The 22,086-nt window shown below is 47.1% G+C and carries 15 protein-coding genes; 6 read left to right on the top strand and 9 right to left on the bottom strand.

Annotation, left to right across the window (positions count from 1 at the left end; genetic code table 11):
• The first annotated feature begins 290 nt into the window (after window positions 1-290).
• The 4 genes from ACJJIO_RS07560 (at window position 291) to ACJJIO_RS07575 (ending at window position 7,040) form a co-directional block, all read left to right on the top strand.
• A complete protein-coding gene (locus ACJJIO_RS07560; protein ID WP_444910647.1) occupies window positions 291-2,288 on the top strand; it encodes a DUF3857 domain-containing transglutaminase family protein in 1,998 nt (665 codons plus the stop codon).
• Between the two features lie 3 nt (window positions 2,289-2,291).
• Window positions 2,292-4,475: a hypothetical protein gene (locus tag ACJJIO_RS07565; protein WP_444910648.1), complete on the top strand. Its 2,184-nt coding sequence runs from the start codon at window positions 2,292-2,294 to the stop codon at window positions 4,473-4,475.
• A gap of 323 nt (window positions 4,476-4,798) precedes the next feature.
• Window positions 4,799-6,685, top strand: coding sequence for a VCBS domain-containing protein (locus ACJJIO_RS07570; protein WP_444910649.1), 1,887 nt, complete (start codon window positions 4,799-4,801; stop codon window positions 6,683-6,685).
• A 55-nt stretch (window positions 6,686-6,740) separates the two neighbouring features.
• Complete coding sequence (locus tag ACJJIO_RS07575) at window positions 6,741-7,040, top strand: hypothetical protein (RefSeq protein ID WP_444910650.1); 300 nt, start codon at window positions 6,741-6,743, stop codon at window positions 7,038-7,040.
• A 151-nt stretch (window positions 7,041-7,191) separates the two neighbouring features.
• Here the strand turns inward: ACJJIO_RS07575 and ACJJIO_RS07580 are convergent, their stop codons facing one another.
• The 6 genes from ACJJIO_RS07580 to ACJJIO_RS07605 form a co-directional block, all read right to left on the bottom strand.
• Window positions 7,192-8,712 carry a tryptophan halogenase family protein gene (locus tag ACJJIO_RS07580; RefSeq protein WP_444910651.1) on the bottom strand — a complete coding sequence of 507 codons (1,521 nt, stop codon included), beginning with the start codon at window positions 8,710-8,712 and terminating at the stop codon, window positions 7,192-7,194.
• Window positions 8,713-8,846: 134 nt separating this feature from the next.
• A complete protein-coding gene (locus ACJJIO_RS07585; RefSeq protein WP_444910652.1) occupies window positions 8,847-11,687 on the bottom strand; it encodes a TonB-dependent receptor in 2,841 nt (946 codons plus the stop codon).
• A 314-nt stretch (window positions 11,688-12,001) separates the two neighbouring features.
• Window positions 12,002-12,964 carry a glucokinase gene (gene glk / locus ACJJIO_RS07590; RefSeq protein WP_252083507.1) on the bottom strand — a complete coding sequence of 321 codons (963 nt, stop codon included), beginning with the start codon at window positions 12,962-12,964 and terminating at the stop codon, window positions 12,002-12,004.
• A 227-nt stretch (window positions 12,965-13,191) separates the two neighbouring features.
• A complete protein-coding gene (locus tag ACJJIO_RS07595) occupies window positions 13,192-13,500 on the bottom strand; it encodes a DUF1272 domain-containing protein (RefSeq protein ID WP_444887351.1) in 309 nt (102 codons plus the stop codon).
• Between the two features lie 412 nt (window positions 13,501-13,912).
• A complete protein-coding gene (locus tag ACJJIO_RS07600) occupies window positions 13,913-14,224 on the bottom strand; it encodes a cupin domain-containing protein (RefSeq protein WP_444910653.1) in 312 nt (103 codons plus the stop codon).
• A gap of 60 nt (window positions 14,225-14,284) precedes the next feature.
• The gene (locus tag ACJJIO_RS07605; protein WP_444910654.1) at window positions 14,285-14,581 is read right to left on the bottom strand and encodes a hypothetical protein; all 297 of its coding nucleotides are present in this window, start codon (window positions 14,579-14,581) and stop codon (window positions 14,285-14,287) included.
• Between the two features lie 340 nt (window positions 14,582-14,921).
• On the opposite strand from ACJJIO_RS07605, the gene ACJJIO_RS07610 reads away from it, so the two are divergent.
• Entirely contained in the window at window positions 14,922-15,515 is a 594-nt protein-coding gene (locus ACJJIO_RS07610; protein WP_444887354.1) for a TetR/AcrR family transcriptional regulator, read from the top strand.
• Window positions 15,516-15,584: 69 nt separating this feature from the next.
• On the opposite strand, the gene ACJJIO_RS07615 is transcribed toward ACJJIO_RS07610, so the two are convergent.
• The 3 genes from ACJJIO_RS07615 to ACJJIO_RS07625 are packed head-to-tail and all read right to left on the bottom strand — an operon-like array spanning window position 15,585 to window position 19,934.
• On the bottom strand, window positions 15,585-16,769 hold the full coding sequence (locus ACJJIO_RS07615; protein WP_444889241.1) for a hypothetical protein: 1,185 nt from the start codon (window positions 16,767-16,769) through the stop codon (window positions 15,585-15,587).
• An 11-nt stretch (window positions 16,770-16,780) separates the two neighbouring features.
• Window positions 16,781-17,596 carry an outer membrane lipoprotein-sorting protein gene (locus tag ACJJIO_RS07620; RefSeq protein ID WP_444887356.1) on the bottom strand — a complete coding sequence of 272 codons (816 nt, stop codon included), beginning with the start codon at window positions 17,594-17,596 and terminating at the stop codon, window positions 16,781-16,783.
• Complete coding sequence (locus ACJJIO_RS07625) at window positions 17,577-19,934, bottom strand: efflux RND transporter permease subunit (protein WP_444910655.1); 2,358 nt, start codon at window positions 19,932-19,934, stop codon at window positions 17,577-17,579. Before ACJJIO_RS07625 ends, ACJJIO_RS07620 begins: the two co-directional genes overlap by 20 nt.
• Before the next feature lie 836 nt (window positions 19,935-20,770).
• On the opposite strand from ACJJIO_RS07625, the gene ACJJIO_RS07630 reads away from it, so the two are divergent.
• Window positions 20,771-22,072 (top strand): amidohydrolase, encoded by a 1,302-nt coding sequence (locus tag ACJJIO_RS07630; protein ID WP_444887357.1) that lies wholly within the window; start codon window positions 20,771-20,773, stop codon window positions 22,070-22,072.
• The last annotated feature ends 14 nt before the right edge of the window (window positions 22,073-22,086 follow it).

Raw genomic sequence — 22,086 nt, forward strand, 5'->3', positions numbered from 1 at the left:
GGCTCGGTGATACCGACTCTTCCACTTCGTCGTTTATACCCCCACACAGACCAACCTCTTACTCAATATATTCTGTCTCAGGCATGGGGTATATTTATCGGCACACTTGGCGGTTAACGGAGTACCGCCGCCCGGCGCTGTTCCAAGATTTACAGGCAGCGCTTGAGAAGCTCAGGAGGAGCTACCGGTTTGCTGGGGCCAACCGGTAATTACCTGCATTTCAGCTTTAGCGCCCTCGGTATCCTAATCAGGGCTTTTTAGCGCCCATTGCAAAACTATTGAGGCTCACCTTGAAATATCGCTTCCCCGGTCAGCTGCTGGCCGCCGCACTAATCCTTGTCACCACACTCGCCCAGGCGACCCCGGAGCTCTTATTCAGTACTACTCCCGAGTGGGTGGAAATATTAGAACCAGTAGAGTCAAAACGCCCATCGCAAGGCAGTGTGCGGGTGCACCTATCCAACTCCCAGCTTCGTCACAGGGGAAAAGAGCAACAGTATTACTTTCAGATCGTGGTCGAACCCCTGAATCAGCAGGGGGTCAGTGAAATTGCCGAGCTGAACTTCAGTTTCTATCCGGCCTTCCAAAGGCTGCAGGTGCACGATATCAGTGTACAGCGAAACGGCGAACACCTTAATCGCTTGCAAAAGGATGGTTTCAAGCTTTTCCAGTCTGAGCAGGAACTCGCCAATAAACTCTACTCCGAACAATGGAATGCGCTGTATATACTGGAAGATATTCGCCCCGGTGATATTATCAGCTACGCCTATACCATTGAGGGCAGCAACCCGATTTTTGCCCGTAGTGATTTTGGCCGTTTGTACCTCTCCTGGCCCCAGGCAGTAGATCGTCGTTTTGTAAAAATTAGCAGCGACAAGAAGCTAAATTACCGATTTAACAAGCGCGAATATTCTGTCCAGCAAAGTCACCTGCAGGACAATCACACCTATACCATCGATCTGCGCGATGTGGCCGGAGTGCCGATGGAAAGTGAATATCCATATTGGCACGATCCGCTCAATTACTTCCAATACTCCAGCTACGACAACTGGGGACAGGTTAATGACTGGGCCCAGAACCTTTATCAGATCGATCGCACACTACCGGAGTCATTAAAAAACAAACTGGATAACTGGCGAGCGCAGCTGGGGTTGGAGGCGGCAGTCAGCAAGGCGATTGAGTATGTACAGGAAGATATTCGCTATTTTGGCATTGAACTGGGTATCAATTCCCACCAACCCAGAACACCCCAGGAAACTCTGGAGAAACGCTACGGGGACTGTAAAGATAAGGCCCTACTGCTGACCAGTATGCTCGCCCACTTGGGGGTACAATCCTATCCCGCCCTCGTGTCCTCCTCCCGCGGGCGGGATATCGGCAAGGATATTCCCTCCCCGGAGACTTTTAACCATGTGATAAACCTGATCGAACTGAATGACCGGGAATACTGGGTGGATGCCACGGCTTCAGGCCAGGGGATTGATATAGAGAGCAAAGGCTTTTTCAACTATGAATTGGCACTCCCTATTGCAAAGCATACTAACGCGCTAAAAACCGTAAACCCAAGCTCGGAAAGTGTTGCCAATCTAAGTGCTCGTATCGAAGAACAATACGATATCAATGCGGCAGAAAATCGTGCGGAGCTCCAGGTAAACTCCCGCTTCTCTCATCGTAAAGCAGAGCAGGTGCGCCAGTTCTTCCTCTCTGCAGACACAGAGCAAATCAAAAATAGCTACACCAATTTTATTGCCGGATATTATCCGGGAGTGAACACCAGCCCCGAGATCACCTACAAAGACAGCCTACAGGAAAACCAGCTAGTGGTATCCGAGCACTATCAAATTGGTGACTTTGCCCAGATAAGTTCCGCACGTAAGATATTTTCCCTGTATGGTTCCGCCTTGGTACCCTATTTATCCAAGCCTCAGCACCCCATTCGTCAGAGCCCGCTGGCCCTGACACACCCCGTGGATATTCAGCAGAGTGCAAGGGTGAATATTCAAGGGGAGTTGCTCTGGCAGGAGGAATTGGGCACAACCACGATCGATAATTCCTGGTTCAACTTCACTCGCAGCGCCAAACTGGAGAACAGTGCCCTCCAGGTGGTCTACAACTTTAAATCCAAAGTCGATCATGTAGAGCCACAGGAGGTGCCTGAATATTTAGCCGAGTTCAATAAGCTCGACAGAGCGCTGCAATATAAATTCTGGGCCAAAGGGGAAGCTTCTTCCAATCGCAATAAGAGCCAGGAAATGAAAAACCTGATTAAATCTTTGATCAGGAAGTAAGCCATGAAGAAGCTGCTTTTTGTTCTCACTCTATTACTGCTGGCCTCCTGTGCCTCACAATCAACAATACATACACCGGTCGATCCCTTACAGGACTTGACCCGACAAGTGGTACTCGCACCCGAATCTGTGCAATACCCCATTTATTGGAGCGAGTACCTAAAGTCTCCTCAATCTCTCAATTCACTAGAAGCGCAGGGGCGTTACCAGGCAGAAATGACTGCGCTAGAGACAGGCCAAAAAAGCTGTGCAGAGGTAAATTGGCAAGAAGTTACCCAGCTCAATAGTATTTCTCTGCTGCCGCACCTGAGTGCCACAGAGTGCTATGAGTCCATTGGTAATGACGAACTCGCCAGCTACCACCAAAATATTTTTAATTTTATTGCCAGAGGAATACTGTCAACGCGCAGAGGTGATACTTTCTATAGCGCTTATGAAGTGGCCAGCTGGGGCGATGCCGAAGACCTACTCAATATTTCCGGTTTTGAAATACTCGATAGCTATTTTGAATTTGCCGCGAGTCGCAGTGGTCTATACCGGGTTTACAATATACGAGACCCCAATAACGGAAAAGTCCGAAAAATTTATTTTGACAATAACCGTTTTCTACATCGCTTGCTCGATATCCAATACCCATTCGCGGGTCTCTCCGATGCCCTATATAAAAATATACTGCTACCTCTGGCAGATTCTGACTACTCTGCTCTACACGCTGTAGGCCAGGTTCAAGAAGCCGAAGGGAATTTCCAGCAGGCCGAACAAACCTACTTGAAAGCCATTGGCATGGGCTCGCTCACTGCCAATATCAGCCTTGGTAATTTGTGCCTTGAGGGTAACAGTACAAAGTTCGCAGTGGATGAATGCGCACAACTCTTTGTTGCCGCCGCAGACCTGGGGCTGCAGGAAGGCAAAATTATGCTTGCCTATATCACTACCATCGGCCTGGGAATAGAAGTAGACACGGAGTTGACCAGCCAGTTATTGGCAAGCGCAGCGGAAACCCTACAACGGGGCGAAGCCGAGTACGCAATGGCCTTGCTATTAGCATCTGATCAATACGATATGCCAAGAGCTGACTTGGCAGCACATTACCTGCAGCTTTCCGCAAAGCAAGGCTATGCCCCGGCACTACTAGAGCAGGCGGGCACCCACCTAAAAGATAAGCCTGGGCAACAGAAAATTTTCACAAACCTGATCAGCCAGGCGGCTAAAGAAAACTATCCTCCAGCGCAGTATTACTATGGCAAGTACCTGCTTGAAGTGGCAGACGAAAATCAAAGCCATCAAGGCATGTATTTTCTACAACAATCCGCAGAGGCCGGCTTTCCCGCAGCCTTATATCTAAGGGGAAAAATTAAAGAGAATGGTCTCTACCAACAACCACAAGATGCACTTTCTGCGCTGAAAGACATCGAAGCAGCAGCCCTTCGTTGGCACTTGCCTGCACAATTACGTATGGGTCTATTCAACTCCAGAGGAAAAATTGTACGAACCGATCACGATCGTGCCTATGGCTGGTATGCCCTCTGTGCAAAAGTAAACAATCTCGATTGTGTAACCAACCTAGGTTATGCCTCCGCTCTAGGTGTGGGTGTTAAACAGGATTACCAGCGCGCAGCTAAAATCTACCAATATGCCGCAAGCCAGGGATCCACAAGAGCCAGCTACAATCTTGGTTTACTCTACCAAAATGGTCAGGGAGTGGGCCAAGATCTACAGCAGGCTAAGACTTACCTGACGCAAGCCGCCGAAGCAGGTTCTGTCGATGCAATGAATGCCCTCGGGCTTTTATATCTTTCTCAAGATACGGATCAGCTGAATTATGCTGAAGCACTAGCATGGTTTGAGCGCGCCTCTAAACATAACTCTAAGTATGGTTTCTATAATCAGGGGCGCATGTATGAGAAAGGACTAGGCGTAGCCGCCAACAGTGAACGAGCCCTAAGTCATTACCGAAGCGCTTCCGAGCTTGGGCATACCGGCGCCTCCCTAAAACTGGCCAAAGCATATAGTGCGGGAGAGATCACAAATTATGACCTTAAAATGGCCCTGCATTATTTAAAATTGGCCACAGAACAAAGTGGCAACAAAACCATAAAAACGACTTTGCAAAAGTGTCAAAGATCACAATATTGCAACCAAATAGAAGTCGCAGAGTTAATAAGTCTCTTATCTACTGAAGAATAGTCACTCAAAACACATCTAGAATAAGTGACCAAAAAGAGTTTGGTCACTTTACTCCCCTCTTAGAACATTATTGACACTCAAGTGAAGCATTGCATATTTCTTGCACATAAATTCAATTAAATGCATGAGTACAGACTCAGAACAAAATTTTATTTCGCGGAGTAATATGTGTTTTATTCATACTATGGATATCCAGAATTTACCCGTGTCATAGCTTTCCGTAGAAACCTCAAATATTTATCTGACTTCACAGAATAATAAGCTGGCCTCCCTATAATTCGGTCCGAATTATACCAAATGTAATCGAATCGATCGGGACAGACATGAACGAGTCATTAAAGTTACTTACAGCCATAAGTTTATCCGCTTTTCTTACAGCCTGTGGAGGGGGAGGGGGAGGCTCCGATAATGACAGTAACAATGGTGGCAACCCTGTAAGTGGTGATACAAGTACAGGCACTGATACAGACACAGACACAGACACAGACACAGACACAGACACAGACAGTGATAAGGATGCACCAGGGGTGATCACTGGCGGTGAAGGGATTGTCACTGAAGATATAAAAACCTCAGTTTCCGGCCAGTTGAGTGATAGCTCTAAAGCCAATCAAAATTTTGAGGAGTCAAACCTTCAGGGAAAGTATGGCAACCTCAAAGTTTCCTCAGATGGCAGTTGGAACTACTCTCTAAATAGTAAACTTGCTGATCCACTAAGTGCTAATGAAATTGCCACAGATAAGTTCACAGTTGGTTTTGGCAGTAACGAAGAAACCACAACCATAACCATATCCATAACTGGAACTGATGATCCCTATACATTTGATCCAGGTTCACCTCTCGCAAAAATGGTTGTAGATAGTAGGGAGCACGCTCAAGGAATTATGATAATAGAGGATATCGATGGCGATACTCCGAAATTTGTCGAAGGCACCTTCTCTGGCAATTATGGCGAATTTAAAGTTTCCAATAACGGAGGCTGGGATTACACTCTTAATAACAACACTAATAACTTGAAAGAAGGTGAAACAGTAGAAGATACCATCAAATTCCACTTAACGGATGGTGTAGAGCAGTCGGTTACATTTACTGTAGCTACTATAGATCCGACAGAGAGCAGCATTGTATTTATTCTAATGAACTTCTCCGATGGGGCTGCAACAGACCAGGGCGATCTTACTCATATAGCTAACACTGTATTCAATGATGTAGATTCACTCGATAATGCTTATAGAGAAAACTCTTTCGGACAACTCAAGTTCCTTCGCCATCGTGTCAAGGATAAGTCATTACAGCACTATTGTTACGGTGAGCAAGGCAAGGAAGAAACTTCACTGGATTGCATCGTCTTCGACATTCCCGATAGTGAAAATGGCGGAATCTTGAGTATAGAAAATGCTGTTGCCCGAGCACAGGCCGGCCAAGAAGGGGAGTATACAGATGGTGGCTTTGAATGGCGTGATAAGGCTTATCAATGGGCAACAGACAATCTTTTTGATGAGAATGGCAAACCCCTAAATCTGCGCAACTGGCGTCATCAAGTTTTTATTTACCCAAATGCATCTTACAGAGCAGGTCTTGTCGGTGCAGGCATCGCCAGTGTCGGAGGTGGTATGAGCCTGGTCGCTTCCTTCTCTGATCAAAATGTTATGGGACATGAATTAGGTCACAATATTGGCCTCAACCATGCAGGCCTCGACAGTAATAATGATGGAGACACTAACGACAGTGGTGATAGCGAATACGGTACTGATGGCTCCCTCATGGGCAACCGATCCCAATCAAGATTATTTGGCAGTGCTCACCGAGAGTATATGAAATGGTATGATCTCTTTCCTGAGTACACCAAAACTGTTGAGCAAGTTGTCCCCTCCTCCCAAGATTTAGAATTAGAAGCCATTGAATTAACAGCCGGAGAGCTATCCGGCTCTCTGCCTCAACAGCTGAAGATAGAAAGTGCTGGCAGCCAAAATGGCGGAAATCATTATTACGTCAACTATCACATAGCTCACGATATACTTAACCCACGATCACAATTTGAAGGTTCAGTAACCGTTCATTATCTTAATGGTAGAACATCCAACCATGTTGCTGTACTTGAACAACCAGGTGACAGCTTTACCGACTCAAAAATTGGGCTCTCAATTACATATAAATCTAAGAACTCTTCCAGTAAATCAGCTGTTGTTAATGTAAGCTATGGACAATAGTTTCTGAGCAACTTGATCTATTCCAATCAGAATGGTTATTAAAAGGATAAATATTATGTTAAGAATTTTTACACTGATCGCGGGGTTGACTCTCACTTTCTTTGCTCAAGCAGAAGAGGTTGTAACTGGAACCCTGGAGGAAATCATCTCTGAAGATTTTGAGACTGGGAAAGTAGAAAGACGCTTCGCCTTGAAAGATGAGCAAAGTGGCCACTACTATTTTATTGAAGTAGATGAATTAAAACGCAAGGGCATGAAATCTGGAGACCGAATAAAGATTCGCGGTGAGCGTGGTGAAAGACGTATGCTACACATCCGGGAAACACAAAAACTTAAAGCCGCAGTAGAGGAATAATCCGGATGGCTTACCCTAACAGCAAACCAGCGCTTGAGTTTCTTTTGCAAATTATTTTTAGATCGTGAAAGTGGAATCCTAAACCTAAGCACTTACTTCTTATCGATTTTTAGCCCTGCCTATTGCAGGGCTTTTTACACTTCCCATTAATTCAGCCACCATCTCCCAACGACAATAAATGAAGCTGCTGTAAATGAGATTTAAAATTAAGGGCGCAACGGCGATTAAAATCCTTGATCTCCTCAATTTTATACTTATGTGCGAGTTCATTCCCCGATCGTAATTGCTCCTGGCTCGGATAAACACCCTTCCCGGTCAACAGGCAATTCCAGGATACATTCGGGAAATAGACATCCAGTTTTTGATCCAGTAGTTCATCAGTAATATTCTTGCCTGCCATCCAGGACATCAAGATTGAACGCAGGGAGGGAGATATCTTTTCATTAGTGCCATTGGCAATCCAATAATCCGTATCTGTTCTCGAACTAATACGGTAGTGACAGACGATATAGTCCCGCACCGCATCAAAACGAGCGCTGATACGATTATTAAAGTCATCTCTATACTTATCTGTATGATCACCATTGTTATAGGCCTCTATAAAGCGCACAACAGTCTCCTGAACCATATCCAACGCCGTTGCCTCCAAAGGCTCAATAAAGCCCTGAGAGAGCCCCACCGCCAAGCAGTTCTTGGCCCAGTGTTGGGCAACCCGTCCCACCTTGAACTTTAATCTACGCGCCTCGACATCACTGTCCAACAACCCCAAGTGAGCACGAAATTCCGTTTCTGCCTTGTCATCGTCGACAAAGCGAGAGCTATAAACATAGCCGTTGCCATTGCGATTAGTCAGTGGGATTTTCCAGGCCCAGCCATATTTCATCGCAGTAGAAATAGTGTGCGGTGCATACTCCCTTTCCTGGTCCGTAGCAAATACAACCGCAGAATCGTTAAACAGACTATCAGCGCTACTAATAAAAGGAACCTTCAAGGATTGTTGTATAAGACTTCCACGGAAGCCGGAACTGTCCACATACAGATCCGCTTTGAGAACCTCACCATCAGTAGTTTTCAGGTGATCAATATTTCCCTGTGCATCGAGCATGGCGCCAGCCACTGTCGCCACCTTATAGCGAACGCCTTTTTTTTCGGCAACACCCCGCAGGAACTGGCCCAATAAACCAGAATCAAAATGGTAACCATAGGCAATTTCAAAAGGGAAGTTTTCCGGTGCGACTGGAGATAATTTTTGTCGGATCATCTCTGTGGCCAGAAAGAAGTGGTCCGGGTGTCCCTCCAGGTCAACCCCCTTCCTGCGCAGATAACTATTATGAAAAAATGCCGGGATAGTAAATTGGTCCGGCTGGCCGACAAAGGGATGAACATACTCGGTAAAGCCCGGTTTGACCGACCACTCCCTAAAGGTAATACCGACCTTGTAAGTAGCGTTACAAGCAGGCATCCACTCCGATTCGCTAACTCCTATAGTCTCCATAAAACCCTTTAGTGGCGGAGTTGATCCCTCCCCCACACCGATAATTCCAATATCCGGTGATTCCACCAGGGTGATTTCAAACCCTTTATTCTGCCAATGGGTCGCCATCAGATTGGCGGTTATCCAGCCAGCGGTACCCCCGCCAAGAATAATTATTTTTTTACATTGATTGCTCATGGCGACTCTCAAAAATTCGGCACCGCACTTATTGTCGGGCCCTTTAATATTTAAAAAAAACCGCCCGGCAAGCGTAGCTCAGCGGGCGGTTTCTTATCACACCTTCAGTTTTACACCGAAAGAATCAGCGATACTTAGTAGCTATAATTCAAGCCGAGGTAGAACTGACGCCCAAACTCAGTGTATTCACCGAGGACGCCATCTACGCCATAAGATTTCACATCAGCTTCATTCGTCAAGTTATTACCGGATAAAACAACATCAATACCATTATCAAAGGCATAGGATATTTGTGCATCCACAGTTGTATATTCACGAGCCGGAACTACTGTAGAGCTACCAGGGATTGGCATTACTTCTGTAAATTCGTCTCTATAGCGCACATTTACATGACTGCTGAAGTTCCCAACATCCCAAAATACTGTAGTACTCCAGACGTTCTCAGACAGGCCTGGCAAAGGCATTGTCTCGCCAGCGAGATTACCACCGGTAACCTCAGTCTCACTTTCTGTGTAAGAATAACTAGCGGTCATACCTAGCCCAGATAGAATTCCTGGGAGCTGATCAAAGGTTTTGGTACCAGCCAGCTCAATGCCGCGAATATAGCCACCCTTATTATTATTCACGTAGGTTTCAAATGCACCAGCTTCAAAGCCTTCCGGAACATCGATACCTAAAGATTCAAACAAGGCTGTACGCTCAGATTGGCTGTCGAGGTAAATATACTGCTTCTCGATCAGGCTCTCGATATCTTTCCAGAAGATTGCTGCAGTAACCGCGCCACCATCTTCAAAGTAGTGTTCATAAGCTAAGTCAAATTGATTCGCACGGAAGGGATCGAGGTAGGGAGATCCTTTGGTCCAAACATTATAATCATTCTCTCCCGCTGAGTTCCAAGAACCTGCACCGCCCTTTAGCTGACCAACCGGTGGGCGCCCCATAACTTTTGCAGCAGCGAAGCGAATGTAATCTTGTTCTGATAACTCAAAGTTTAAATTTAATGAAGGCAAGGTATCAGTATATTCAGGGCCATACTCGACATGACCATAGTCGGTGCTAGTCACACCCAGATCATCAGTGATCGCGGTACCAAGGCCATCACCTATTTTTTGGATACCCTTTGATTTAACGTCTGTTTCGACAACACGCACTCCAAAGTTACCGGTTACGGGTATACTTCCCAATTGGGTATCAATATTCGCCATCGCATAGTAGGCGAACACTTCTTCAGTTACTGCACCGGACTCAATGTAAGTCCAATCCTTACCATTACTGAAAGTTTTTACACCATGGTAGTTACCAGCACCAAAAATGCTTGACGCAAGACCATCCATGTCAGTGATAACGAAATGATCGGGAGCACCTTCAACGGATTGAACTTTTACGAAACCATCCAGCTCCTGTGGCATACATTCAATTTCTGAAAGGTTGTCTTCACAGTAACCGTTATACTGCCCATCGCGACTACCATACAGGAAGGTTCCACGGTCAGAATCAAAAGTTCTCTCAGAGTAACGAAGACCAGCTTCAATAGAGGCGATCGCTCCCCATTCCAAATCAAATTGGTAGTCCAGTTTGAAGGCTTCAACCTCGTCAGTGTACTCGTGAGGATACTCTTCATATCGAGAAAGACGCATGGTATCCAGGTCAGTAAAATCTACCCCAGTAAAAGCAGCTGAAGGTATACCATCACCTTTCATTGAGTAAGCAAAGCTTTGATTTGCCGATTCCTGCCAAGTCTCCAGTTCACCGCTACCGTCATACCCCAAATCATACGCATGCATGGACACAATCTGGTCCTTGCGAGTCTTGGTGCCTTCGCTGTATGAATAATCGAAAGTTAAAGTATGCTGATCAGCAAAACTCCACTCCAAATTCAAGCCAATACTGTCGCTGTCTGCCTGGGTGGATTGATCTTCAGAGCGCGCTTCAAACCAGGGACCAATAGTTGTATCGGTGACAGTTGCCGTGCCTGAGGTTGCAACTCCCCCATTTACCATTCCATTAAGGGTGTAACCATCGGTCTTTTCTAAATTGCCAACAGTAATACCGTGGCGAGTATCAATCCGTTCAAATTCAGACTTGAAATAGTCAAGCTGAGCCTTGAAGTTATCTGTAGGCTGGAATACAACACTGGCCAGATAGCCATCGCGAGTATCTGTACCTGTTCCAGCCTGCCATTGGTAGGCTCGAGGTACATTTACTTCCTCTTCATCTTCCGTAGTTCCAGTGAAATATCCGAGCTGATCGTCAGCACCTGCACGAGCTTTGGTAAAGTTGTTCGGCTGCTCAAGGTGGGAATAACCCAGGGCGACGCCCACCTTGTCATCCATAAATTTACCCATGTACGACAGCGTGACGCGCTCACCGAATTCGTCGGCACCGACATCGTCTGCTGCGTCGTTAAACGACATACGCACATTGGCATTAAAGTTGTGTTCTTTCTCGGCGTCGAGAGGATTGGCTGTTTTCAGCTCTACAGAGCCCGCTACACCACCTTCAATATGAGAGGCTTTCGGAGTCTTGTAGACCGCGGCCTGATTAATCAGCTCAGCTGGGTACTGGTCAAAAGATATCCAGCGAGTACTTTCGGTATATCCACTGGTAGAGGCCTGCTCACGACCATTCAGGGTGGTCTGCAGGAAGTCGCCGTTCATACCGCGGATATTTAGCTGTGAGGACTGACCGTTGGATCGCACGGTGGTTACGCCGGGCAAGCGGCCCAAGGCATCGGCGATTGATTGGTCGGGAAGAGATGACAGAGCGCCCGCATCTACCACATCGGCCACCACATCGGCGGCGCGCTTGGCTTCAACGGAGTCCAAAACGCTGGTGCGAATACCGGTAACTGTTACTTCTTCCAGTGTTTCCTGCTCCTGCGCATAGGCCCCAACCGAGGTGGACACGGAGGCCGCGATGGCAGCAGATAGCAAAGTGGGTCTGAGCGCCCCTTTACCTTTATTGGATAGACTCATCATCTTCTCCCTGGACTTATCGTTATGTTGAGACCCTGCATCCTAGGGCGGCCCCTAATCCATAACATCCTCCCCTGAGGGGGGAGGAGGTGGGAGAAACTGTGACTGCTGTCACGCGGCAATGCCGCTTAATTGTACGCGATAGAGTTAACGTAAAAGATACCTGACAGGAAAGGCGAAAAAGGGATTTATAGCTTCAACACTGTGAAACCTCCTGGAGGCCAGGGGTAAGGGGGTCCTGAGTATCCTCTCAACTATTTTTGTAGCGCCCCCGAAATGGTTGATCTCCTCTTTTCAGGGGCAAAATAGGCAAATCAGCCTTCTAACTGCACCGCAGCACCGATTAGAGCTTGGTAACCGGCATTCAAGGCATATACCGGCACGGCTTCCAGCCACGGTGCAACCCGACCCTTGTTAAGGAAGCGCTGTTCGAACTCACTTTCTGGCAGTAGCTCAGCGATCCGAGGCAGGATGCCCCCTCCCAGGAAAACACCACCGCGAGCCCCCATATACAGCGCAGCATCTCCCGCGGCACTGCCAAGGAAATTGAGGAAATCCAGCAGGGTTTCACGACACATAGGATCGGTATTATCCAGGCCACGGGCGCTCACATCCGGCGGTGTCAGTGCCTCAGGAGTACGGCCATTTAACTCACACACGGCTCGGTAAAGGTTCACCAATCCGCTGCCAGAAAGAACCCACTCATTAAAAACCGGACAGCGGCTCTTCATCAGGATCTGTAGCAGTTGCAGTTCGCGTTCAGTGGATACTGTCAGGTTGGCATGGCCACCCTCGCCGGCAAGCACATGATAGCGGCCATCTGCCTCGGCTAGGCCTGCCACGCCAAGGCCGGTTCCCGGACCCAGTACTACCATGGGCGCACCCTGTGGACGAGGCACATCCCTCAGCACGGTATAATCACTACTGGACAGGCGCGGTAGTGACTGAGCCAGCGCGGCAAAATCATTAATCAGCTCCAGATGGGGGAACTGAAATTCCTCGGCCAGGGCCGTTGCATCAATGCTCCAGCCCAGGTTGGTCATATAAACGCGCTTTCCAGAGGGAGTCTTCTCCAGCGGGCCTGCAGCAGCAATACACACTTTCTCTGGCCTGGGTTGATCGAGGCTATCGAGCCAATGCTGCAACGCAGCATCAAATCCTTCAAAGCGTTTGCAGTCCACTACTTTCAGCCCCTCTAGCTGATAGCCCTCTGCAATTGGCTTGGCTATCGCAAAACGGGCGTTGGTGCCGCCGATATCCGCTACGATACTCGTCATAGTTATCCCTGTTCAGATCCCCAAAAAAAAGGAATATAAGTTACGGTGTCAGAGAAGATATTGCCAGCCCCAAAAGTATTCCTACCGGACCATTCAACCCAAAAAGAAACCGGTTAACCCAGAGAGCCTCTGACATATTTGCAGTAAAATACCGAGTAACCACAATAATTAGACTGCAAGCTTTTGATTGGTCACAGGAAAGAGCTTATTTAAGTTTAAGCAAAACTTTAGCGCGCCTCTGGGGCTACCGCCTTCAGCGATGCAGCAAAATCTCGCATCTCCTCTTTACTGTAGCGACTCAAAACCCGCTTTTGCGATGCAGGCTGAAATTGAATCCCCACCCCTTGGCGTCTCGCCACTTGCGGCCGTACCGGACGAGGGCAAAATCCACCACCACAATTGGGACAGACATTGCTCAAAATCTCCTCAACACAGGACTTACAAAAGGTACACTCATAAGTACAGATCATCGCCTCTACAGAATTAGGGGGGAGATCTTTATCGCAACTCTCACAATTCGGTCTTAATTCCAGCATTCTAGACTCCCTTTATTGGTTAGAAATTTTTGACAACAATCGTTTTCATTACTTACTGTTTATGTGGATAAATTTACCAATCCGAAATTTTTAGGTGATCCATATTTCGTCATATCAGGCAAAGAAAAAACCACCCTTTTTTTTGCAAAAAATACAGACTGCTTTCCCAACCGGGACAAATAAGAACGCTCAAAGAAAACCGCCAATATTATCGCAAATTTTGCAAAAATAATGGTATAAAAATGACAATAAATCGTCATAATCCGTCATATACGTGCGGAACGGAATACACAGCAGTTAATATTTCGCTTCCCGACCTAGGCAATCAGCTTCGTAAGGGTTAATCACAGTCGCACATAATCAAGAATAATTTCTAGTAAAATGTGTTTTTTTCAGAAAGAAAAAGATTTATCTAAACACTTCCCTCAGATTCCACAACCAGAATGCGAGCCTCACCAACAGGATGAGCTACATGTTCCGTACCCTCGGAAGCGTGGAATATATCACCAGGTCCAAGAAGTTCCGATTCGGTTCTACCTGCCACTTTGTAAAACATTTCTACTTGACCATCGAGAACAGCAAAGACTTCCTGGCCATCATTGATATGCCAAATATAAGGTTTATTAGTCCAATGCAGTTTAGTGGTAATCCCGTTCATATTTGCGATAAGTTGCGATTCCCAGGGCTTACTACCGGTAAATTTTCTGCTACGCACTATTCTCATAATGTTTATTCCAATATCGCTTTATAAAATTTCCGGAACCGTCATTGAGAGAGTCGGTAACTATAAGGCGGGTTCTTCAGGCGCAGGTGAAGTCATGACACCATTTTCATTAGCCTTTTTTTCTGCCAGCTCATCAACTCGCCTCACCCCAAAAGTCACTGTTGGTGGAATGCCCATCCCCAGATCGATGTCCGCAACACGATAATTGCATCCCCTGGCTTTGAGAATGGCATTCACCTTCTCCTGCTTCTCAACCGCTTTGATAACGGTATTGGCTATTACTTCATCACTGCTAAAAGCGGTTACGGACTCATTGACCCTTTCACCGAGTTCCTTGGCTTTATCAAAAATACCCATAATTTCCTATTCCTTCTCTATTCATTCGCGGCCGAAATCATAGGTTAAATATCTATTTTTAGGAACCGCAAGCAGGTAGCCCTGACTCCACCTCGGGGCAACAACAATCAAAGGTTAAGACGAGCTGGTCACTTAAGAGCAACCAGTTAAAAGGGGCCCATTAGTCAGCACCAGGCCTTTGTACAAAATAAGCTGACCACCTATTCATGGAGCGGCAAATCCGCTGGATTATTCATGCCAAAACCTATTTACCCCTATAATTTCGAGACTCTCCCCCTCTCGTCTTGCCCACCCCAGATTGATATGTCACTATCATTTTTTTGAGGTTTGGTAACGATAAATGAGTGGGCGCAAGCAGTTCGATGAGTCACAAGTACTAGACAAGGCCATGCGCGTTTTCTGGGAAAAAGGCTACAAAGCAACTTCCTTGTCGGATCTTGAATCGGCCATGGGACTGAATAAATCCAGTATCTACAACACCTTCCAAAGCAAGGAAGGGTTGTATGGCCGCTGTCTGGAACATTTCCACACCCAATACGCCTGCGATGCTATGGATACCTTGAACCACCCGAACTTCCGCACAGCCATGGGCGGCTTCCTGGAAATGCTTCAGTCTGGTATGGAGAGCTCTGAAACTCCTGAAGGCTGTATCGCTACTATGGCAGCAATGGAGGTGGGTGCCAGTGAAGGATTTCTCGCTGACCTGGTAGCCAAGGGTACCAATGATATGCTGAACCGGATCGAAACCCGTATGCAAAAGGCTATTGACGATGGCCAATTGCAGGCCGGTGTCGATTGTGCCGCCCTCGCCGCGATGGTTATGGCGGTAAGCCGTGGCGTAGTGGCCCTGAATAAAGGCACGGGCAGTACCACAGCAGGCAAAAACAGTTACCAACAGCTATCCACAATTCTGGACCAGTATACACTTCCCTAAAAAAAGCCCACCCCAAAACTTCTTGCCTCTTTGGGGTGGGAATGGGGGTATTCCTGTGAGAATTAACTTTTAAAAATAGCGACGTAATTCCAACTGAAAATAGTCGTCGTTGCGCAAATTGTAGGTAGGGTCTTCTTCATCGGCATTACCGAAAAAACGCGCTTCTGCTTCCATTAACCAGCGATCATTAAGTCGGTGGGTCAGTTCCAGATTGGAAAAACGACTACCGTTATCCAAATCGGTGCTTACGGCAAATAAAAGCTCCGTATCCTGAGTATTATTGAGAGCGTATCGCGCACCTATCGCAATGTCATTTTGACTGGCCGTAGACCAAGGTCCGGTACGATCATCAAATTGATACTCCATTAATACCCCAAGATCTGAGACCGTTTCGCCAATACCATAAAATGTATATTCGAAACCACCGACAGCCGCTGTCTGGCGATCTTCACCGCGAGGTTTAAATGAAATAGCTTCAAACTTCCACAACCAATCTCCACGGGTAGTTTGAATGTCCACACCCGTCTGATCGATCTGTGCATAGTAAGGCGCAAGCAAGCCATCTTCCGTAAGCAATAACAATGGATCCCGATTAGTACCGGAAAAATGGCTGAGGCCCAGGTCCCAATCTCCAAGTACATGGCTGTAACGCAAGGCCCAATCTATATGCTTCTCCTCCCGGTCAGATTGATAGACCGCAGCATCCTCATCCACCAGCAGCGGCGCACGCAATCGCCCTTCCCGGCCAGCAAATTGACGCTCGCGAAAACCCAGTAAACCGTACACTTCCAGTGTTCCCCAATCACGCTCCATCAGGAGGTTAATCATGGGTTGGCCCAGCTTGTCTTCACCGTCGATATTTTCCAGTGCATCATCCTGGTTAATCACATCCACCAAGTGCACGGTTTCAGTAACTCCCCAAAATACTTTGCGCACCCCGGCGTAAAGCTCGAAACTATCGTAAGCTTTCCACCAGTAAAGCTCGCCGAGATCCGCGTGATTGCGATCGCTATCCTCACTGTCCCAGCGCCCAAAGACACTGGCCACAACACGCTGGTTTCCATCGTCAAAATCCCGGTAGTACTCGAGATTTAAAGACGCAGAAAGACCGGCATCACTTTGTGCTGAATCCAAAGGGGCTGCGGTGAATGCGCGGGCCTCCAGGCCCGCATAACCGCTCAACTCATCCGCTCCAGCCGTATGACTCAGCGCCGCCAATAGTGGCAACAAAATGAGTATTTTTTGGTTAACCATGGGCGCAATCCCTATTTCGCCCTGGAGAGACTATTTTTGGTGAAGTCGCGATCGGTAAAACCATTGCCAAATACCCAGTCGCCATACAACAACTCCGTGGATTTACCGGTCTGGTGATTAACCATTTCCATTTTATTGGCTCGCCAGTATTGATCGCCGTACTGGTTGTAGTCGGAAATTGTAAGGGTCTTCATCAGGTCCCCTTTTCGATCATAGTAATCCGTTCTCCATGCGCGGTACTCCTCTGTATCAACCCAAAGGTGTTGAATGGAATAACCAGATTTAGGATCAACCGGATCCAACTCCAGAACAAAGTGATCGCGGCCATCGAAAGACTCGTTGCGTAAATATTTGTAGGTGTACTTCTCCACCTCCTGTGAGGCGATATCTTCATAGGAGAATTCACTACCCATAAATGGGCCAGACTTGTTGCTGGAGGAAATACGCTTTACTCGCTTTAAAGCAGGTAAATAGAGCCACTGATCATCGGAGCCCACTTTATGGGTAAAGGACAAAAATGCTGTACCCTTTACATCCCGAGGGTTGTCAAAAATCACCAGGGATTTATCACCGTCGTTTTTCTGCTCCAGAGTTTTAGTGCGCATAGCCCGCACACTCTCCTCACCATATTTATTGCGCAGGGTCATTGTAAGGCTGTTGCTAAGATCACCGAATCCCAAGTCGCGGCGGTCCGCCTCCTTGGCAATTTCCAGACCTTTTTCTGCGGCCAGGTCCAGTTCACTGGCAGAAACAGAGAAAGCTGCCAGAGCCAGGGCACCTGCTAGGGCCCGTGTCAAAAACGGTTTATTAGAGCGGCTGGGTTGCATAGTTTTGCTCCTTATTTTCAATAGGGGTAATAGCGGGGTCGTATGCCTTGGCATCGAGCTTCATCAAGAGAATCGGAAGAAGTAGGAAATCCGCCAGCAAGGCCATCAAAATGCAAATTGCGGTCAGAAGTGCCATGGAAGAATTCATACCGAAGGAGGACTGGGCCAACACCATAAATCCGGCAATCAGAATGACTGAGGTCACAACTATCGCTACACCCACTGAAGAGAAGGCGTAACGCAGTCCGTCCTCCACGTTATAGCCTGCACGGCGCTGGCGCAGGTATTTACTGAGGAAGTGCACTGTATCATCTACCACAATACCCAGTGCCATACCGGTCACCATAGTGACAGCCACATTGACTTCAGCTACCAGTGCACCCCAGAGGCCAAATGCCAGGCCGGCCGGCAACAAATTGGGAATTAAGCTTAAGAAACCGAGTTTGACACTGCGCAGGGCAATACCAATCAGTGCAGAAATTAACACCAGCGCAACCAGAGTGCCCACCAACATGCCCTCCATATTGCGCTCGGCAATATTGGCAAACATGATCGCCGGACCTACGCCATAGGCAGTTACACCAATGTTTTTCTCCAGCCAATTACTGCCGGCATCAGCTACCGATTTGAGTTCTTTCGACTTGAGATTATCGAGAGTTACAATAATCTGCGTCGACGACTTAGCCACATTCAGCTGATTATTTAAATCCAAGCCATAGGGGAGAGACAGCTCGTACAGTAACAAATACTGGGCTGCCAATTCCTGCTCTTCAGGCAACCTGTAGTAGGCAGGATCGTCAGCATGCAGATTTTTGTTCAAGCGCTTGAAAGTATCGCCAATGGTATTGACATGGCGCACCCCAGGCTGGGCCTGCATCCACTCAGTGAAACGCTCCAGATTGGCAAGAAACTCCGGATTGCTAACACCATTGTTGTCACCGGATTCGATCGAGTAAATCAGCTGGTAAATACCAGAGAGGTTGTCATTGATATAATCTGAATCAGTTCGAAACTCCACAGACTCATCAAAGTAACCAACAAAGTCATCATTAATCTCATTGTTTGGAATCATTGCCAATAATCCCAACGAGACAATTACTCCCGCCAGTAGTATCGGGCGCTGACGGCGAATCACAAAATCTCCCAGAGTATCCATGGAGCGTCCAATTTTGGATTCACTGGCGCGACTTTTGGCCGGCAGTATCGCCATCAATGCAGGCAGTAAGGTAACCGATAAGAAGAAGGCCACCATCACACCCATCGCGGTAATATTACCCAGATCGTGGAAGGGAGGCGCATCGGAAAAGTTCATCGACAGAAAGCCAATGGCGGTAGTGATCGAAGTTAAGAACACAGGCCCCATGTTGAGCTGCAAGCTCTCTTTAATTGCATCGTGCTTGCTTAGTCCACGGCGCATTGCAGCAAACAGACTCACCAATATATGTATCGAATCCGCCACTGCGAGAGTCATAATAATGGTGGGCGCAGAAGCGGATGGCGGTGTCAATTTAACACCGATAAAACCGGCCAAACCCATGCCTGCGGCCATGGAGAAGACGATAACCAACAGCGCTGCAAAAGTCGCACTGAAGCTCCGCACCAACAAAAATACAACTGCAATAATCACCAGGTACATGAGCGGAACTAAGGTGCTCATATCTGACTGAGAGGCCTCAAAAAATGCATTACTCAGTAAAATAATACCGGTCGCATAGACCTCTACATCGTATTTTTCTTCAATCTCTTCCATCAATGCCTGTGCAGCTTCAGCCGCTTCAGGGGTTTCATGCATGGATTTTTGTGGAAGCTGGAAGGTGATATTTATCCCTGTAACGGAACCATCACTATTTACCAGGCGCTCCTTCAAGGTGGGATCTGCCAGCGCTACAGCCTTGATAGAGGCCAGGGTTTCTGCATCTAAATTGCTGGCATTTTCCACCAAGTCCTGTACCAGGAGATCATCTTCCTCGGCAATGGTGTGCTGGAAGTTGGTAATTGAATCCACCCGCAGCGCATAAGGTAACAACCAGGATTTCTCCGTCATCTCCTCTACGGCTGCCAGGGCATCATTGGAAAAGGCATTTCCGTCTTTAGGCACTACCGCAAACAGAATATTGTCATTCTTGGTGTAAGTGCGCTGGATTTGCTCATAAGCTTGTAGTTGAGGATTAGCTTCACTAAAGAATGCCCGGTAATCATTGTTGAAACCCAGAAATCTTGCTCCGCTTACCGCAAAGAAGGCTAACAGTAGTGCGCCAATGGCTACCAGCCATCGATATCGAATAAGCCAATCCGCATAACGGCTGACCCAATTCGAGGGTAATTGGGGGGATGACATTAAATCAGCTCCTTCAAACAACTTGATAGAAAATAATTAATCAACAACCTAAGCAAATGGGTATTTACTTACGGCCACAGAATCCCGTAGTAGCCAATATGATCAGCTACAAAATTTGATAAAAAGGCACACTAATGCCATCAGCCAAACCGTAAATATGGCCGAGACATCAATAAGAAATCATCACTTTATACGCTATAAGAACCACTTATTTTTAATTAGCAGTAATCAATCATTAAGCAGAGCTTACTCTCCCCAATACAGAGGCGATTGCCGAAGGGTTTCAGAGTTAAGAAAATATCAAATTTACGTTGATGTAAATCTAACAACAAATAGAATAATTATTTATATATGCCTAAGACATACAGATATATTAGTAACCTGCCTATTATTATCACTATAAATTAACTCGTTAATTATCCTCTAAGAAAAAAATAGAGCACTCTACAAGTTAAATCATTCTGATTTTTCCCAATCATTACTTTAATCGCGCATTAAGGTCCAAAATGATTGGTCAGCAATACCAATAATCTTGGACCCCGCAGATATTGCTCGATATTCCATTGTGCCTACTGAAACAGAGCACAACAGCTTGCCAAATCCATGACCAATCAGTATCACCCAGTCTCGTGAAAATCTTGAGAACCTCCTGTCATCCTCATTGCCCTGTGGTTACAGCTCTTTCCACAATCTATGCAGAACATCTTGAACCGTTCGGTTCATCATGTCAACAACGGAATTTCAAAATATGTAAAGGCAAACCAGCTCGAGGGAGTCGGTTGCGCAAAATCTGGGTTAGAATCGGGCGACGATAATGAGAATGAAGGAATTGTGCTGTGAAAAAACTGCTCCTGCCCATCGCAATCGGTGCATCGTTGCTGGCTACCCATACCTTTGCAAGCGACCCTAAGCCTCAGCAATTGCTGGAAAATACTGAGTCCAAAGTAATTGAGTGGCGTCGCCACCTGCACCAGAACCCAGAGCTGGGCAATCGCGAATTTGAAACAGCCAAATATATTGAAAAACACCTACGTGCACTGGGCCTTGAGGTTGAAACCGATATCGCCCATACCGGCCTTGTGGGCTTTTTGAGAGGCGGCAAACCGGGGCCAACTGTTGCCTTGCGCGCGGACATGGATGCTCTGCCAGTCACCGAGAGAACCGATGTGCCCTTCGCTTCCAAAGCCAGAACCACTTACCAGGGTAAAGATGTTGGCGTTATGCATGCCTGTGGCCACGATACTCATGTGGCCATGCTGATGGGCGCTGCCGAGGTCCTGACAGGCCTTCGCGATGAGCTGGCTGGAAACGTCTTGTTTATATTCCAGCCTGCAGAGGAAGGCGCACCGGACAATGAAGAAGGTGGCGCAGAGCTAATGCTCAAAGAGGGCATTTTCAAGAAGTACAAGCCGGACGTGGCCTTTGGCCAGCATGTCACTTCCTCACTACCCACCGGTGTCATCGGCTATCGCTCGGGCCCGCTTATGGCCGCTGCCGATGAGTTCCGTATTACTATCAACGGCCGCCAAACCCATGGTTCACGCCCCTGGAGTGGAGTGGACCCTATTGTCGCCGCTGCACAAGTCGTAATGGGCACCCAAGCCATTGTCAGCCGCCAGATCGATATCACTAAAGAGCCCGCAGTCGTTTCCTTCGGACGTATTGACGGTGGTGTCCGCAACAATATCATTCCCGACAGTGTCTATCTGAACGGCACCATCCGTAATTTTGATATGGATAACCGTGCAGAAATTTTCAAACGCTTAAAAACCACTGCTAAGTTAATTGCTGAAAGCTCCGGGGCAAGCGCGGATGTGGAGATTCTGGAGGGCTATCCGGTAACAATAAATAATGCAGAGCTGACAGAAATGGCCCTGCCTATTTTGAGGTCTGTTGTTGGCGAAAAGAACGTAATCGAAATCCCGAAAATTACTGGAGCTGAGGATTTCTCCTACTACGCTAATGAAATCCCAGGCTTATTCTATTTCCTGGGGGTAACTCCAAGAGATCAGGATGCCAGCCAAGCCCCAAGCAATCACTCACCGCTTTTCTATGTGGATGAAGATGCTTTGCGTAAGGGTACTGAAGCGCTGACCCTGTTAACTTTGGATTATATGGCAAACTATAAAAAACAGTAATTATACAAAGAGCC

The sequence above is a fragment of the Microbulbifer mixtoriginis (SeqCode) genome, assembly GCF_052467235.1.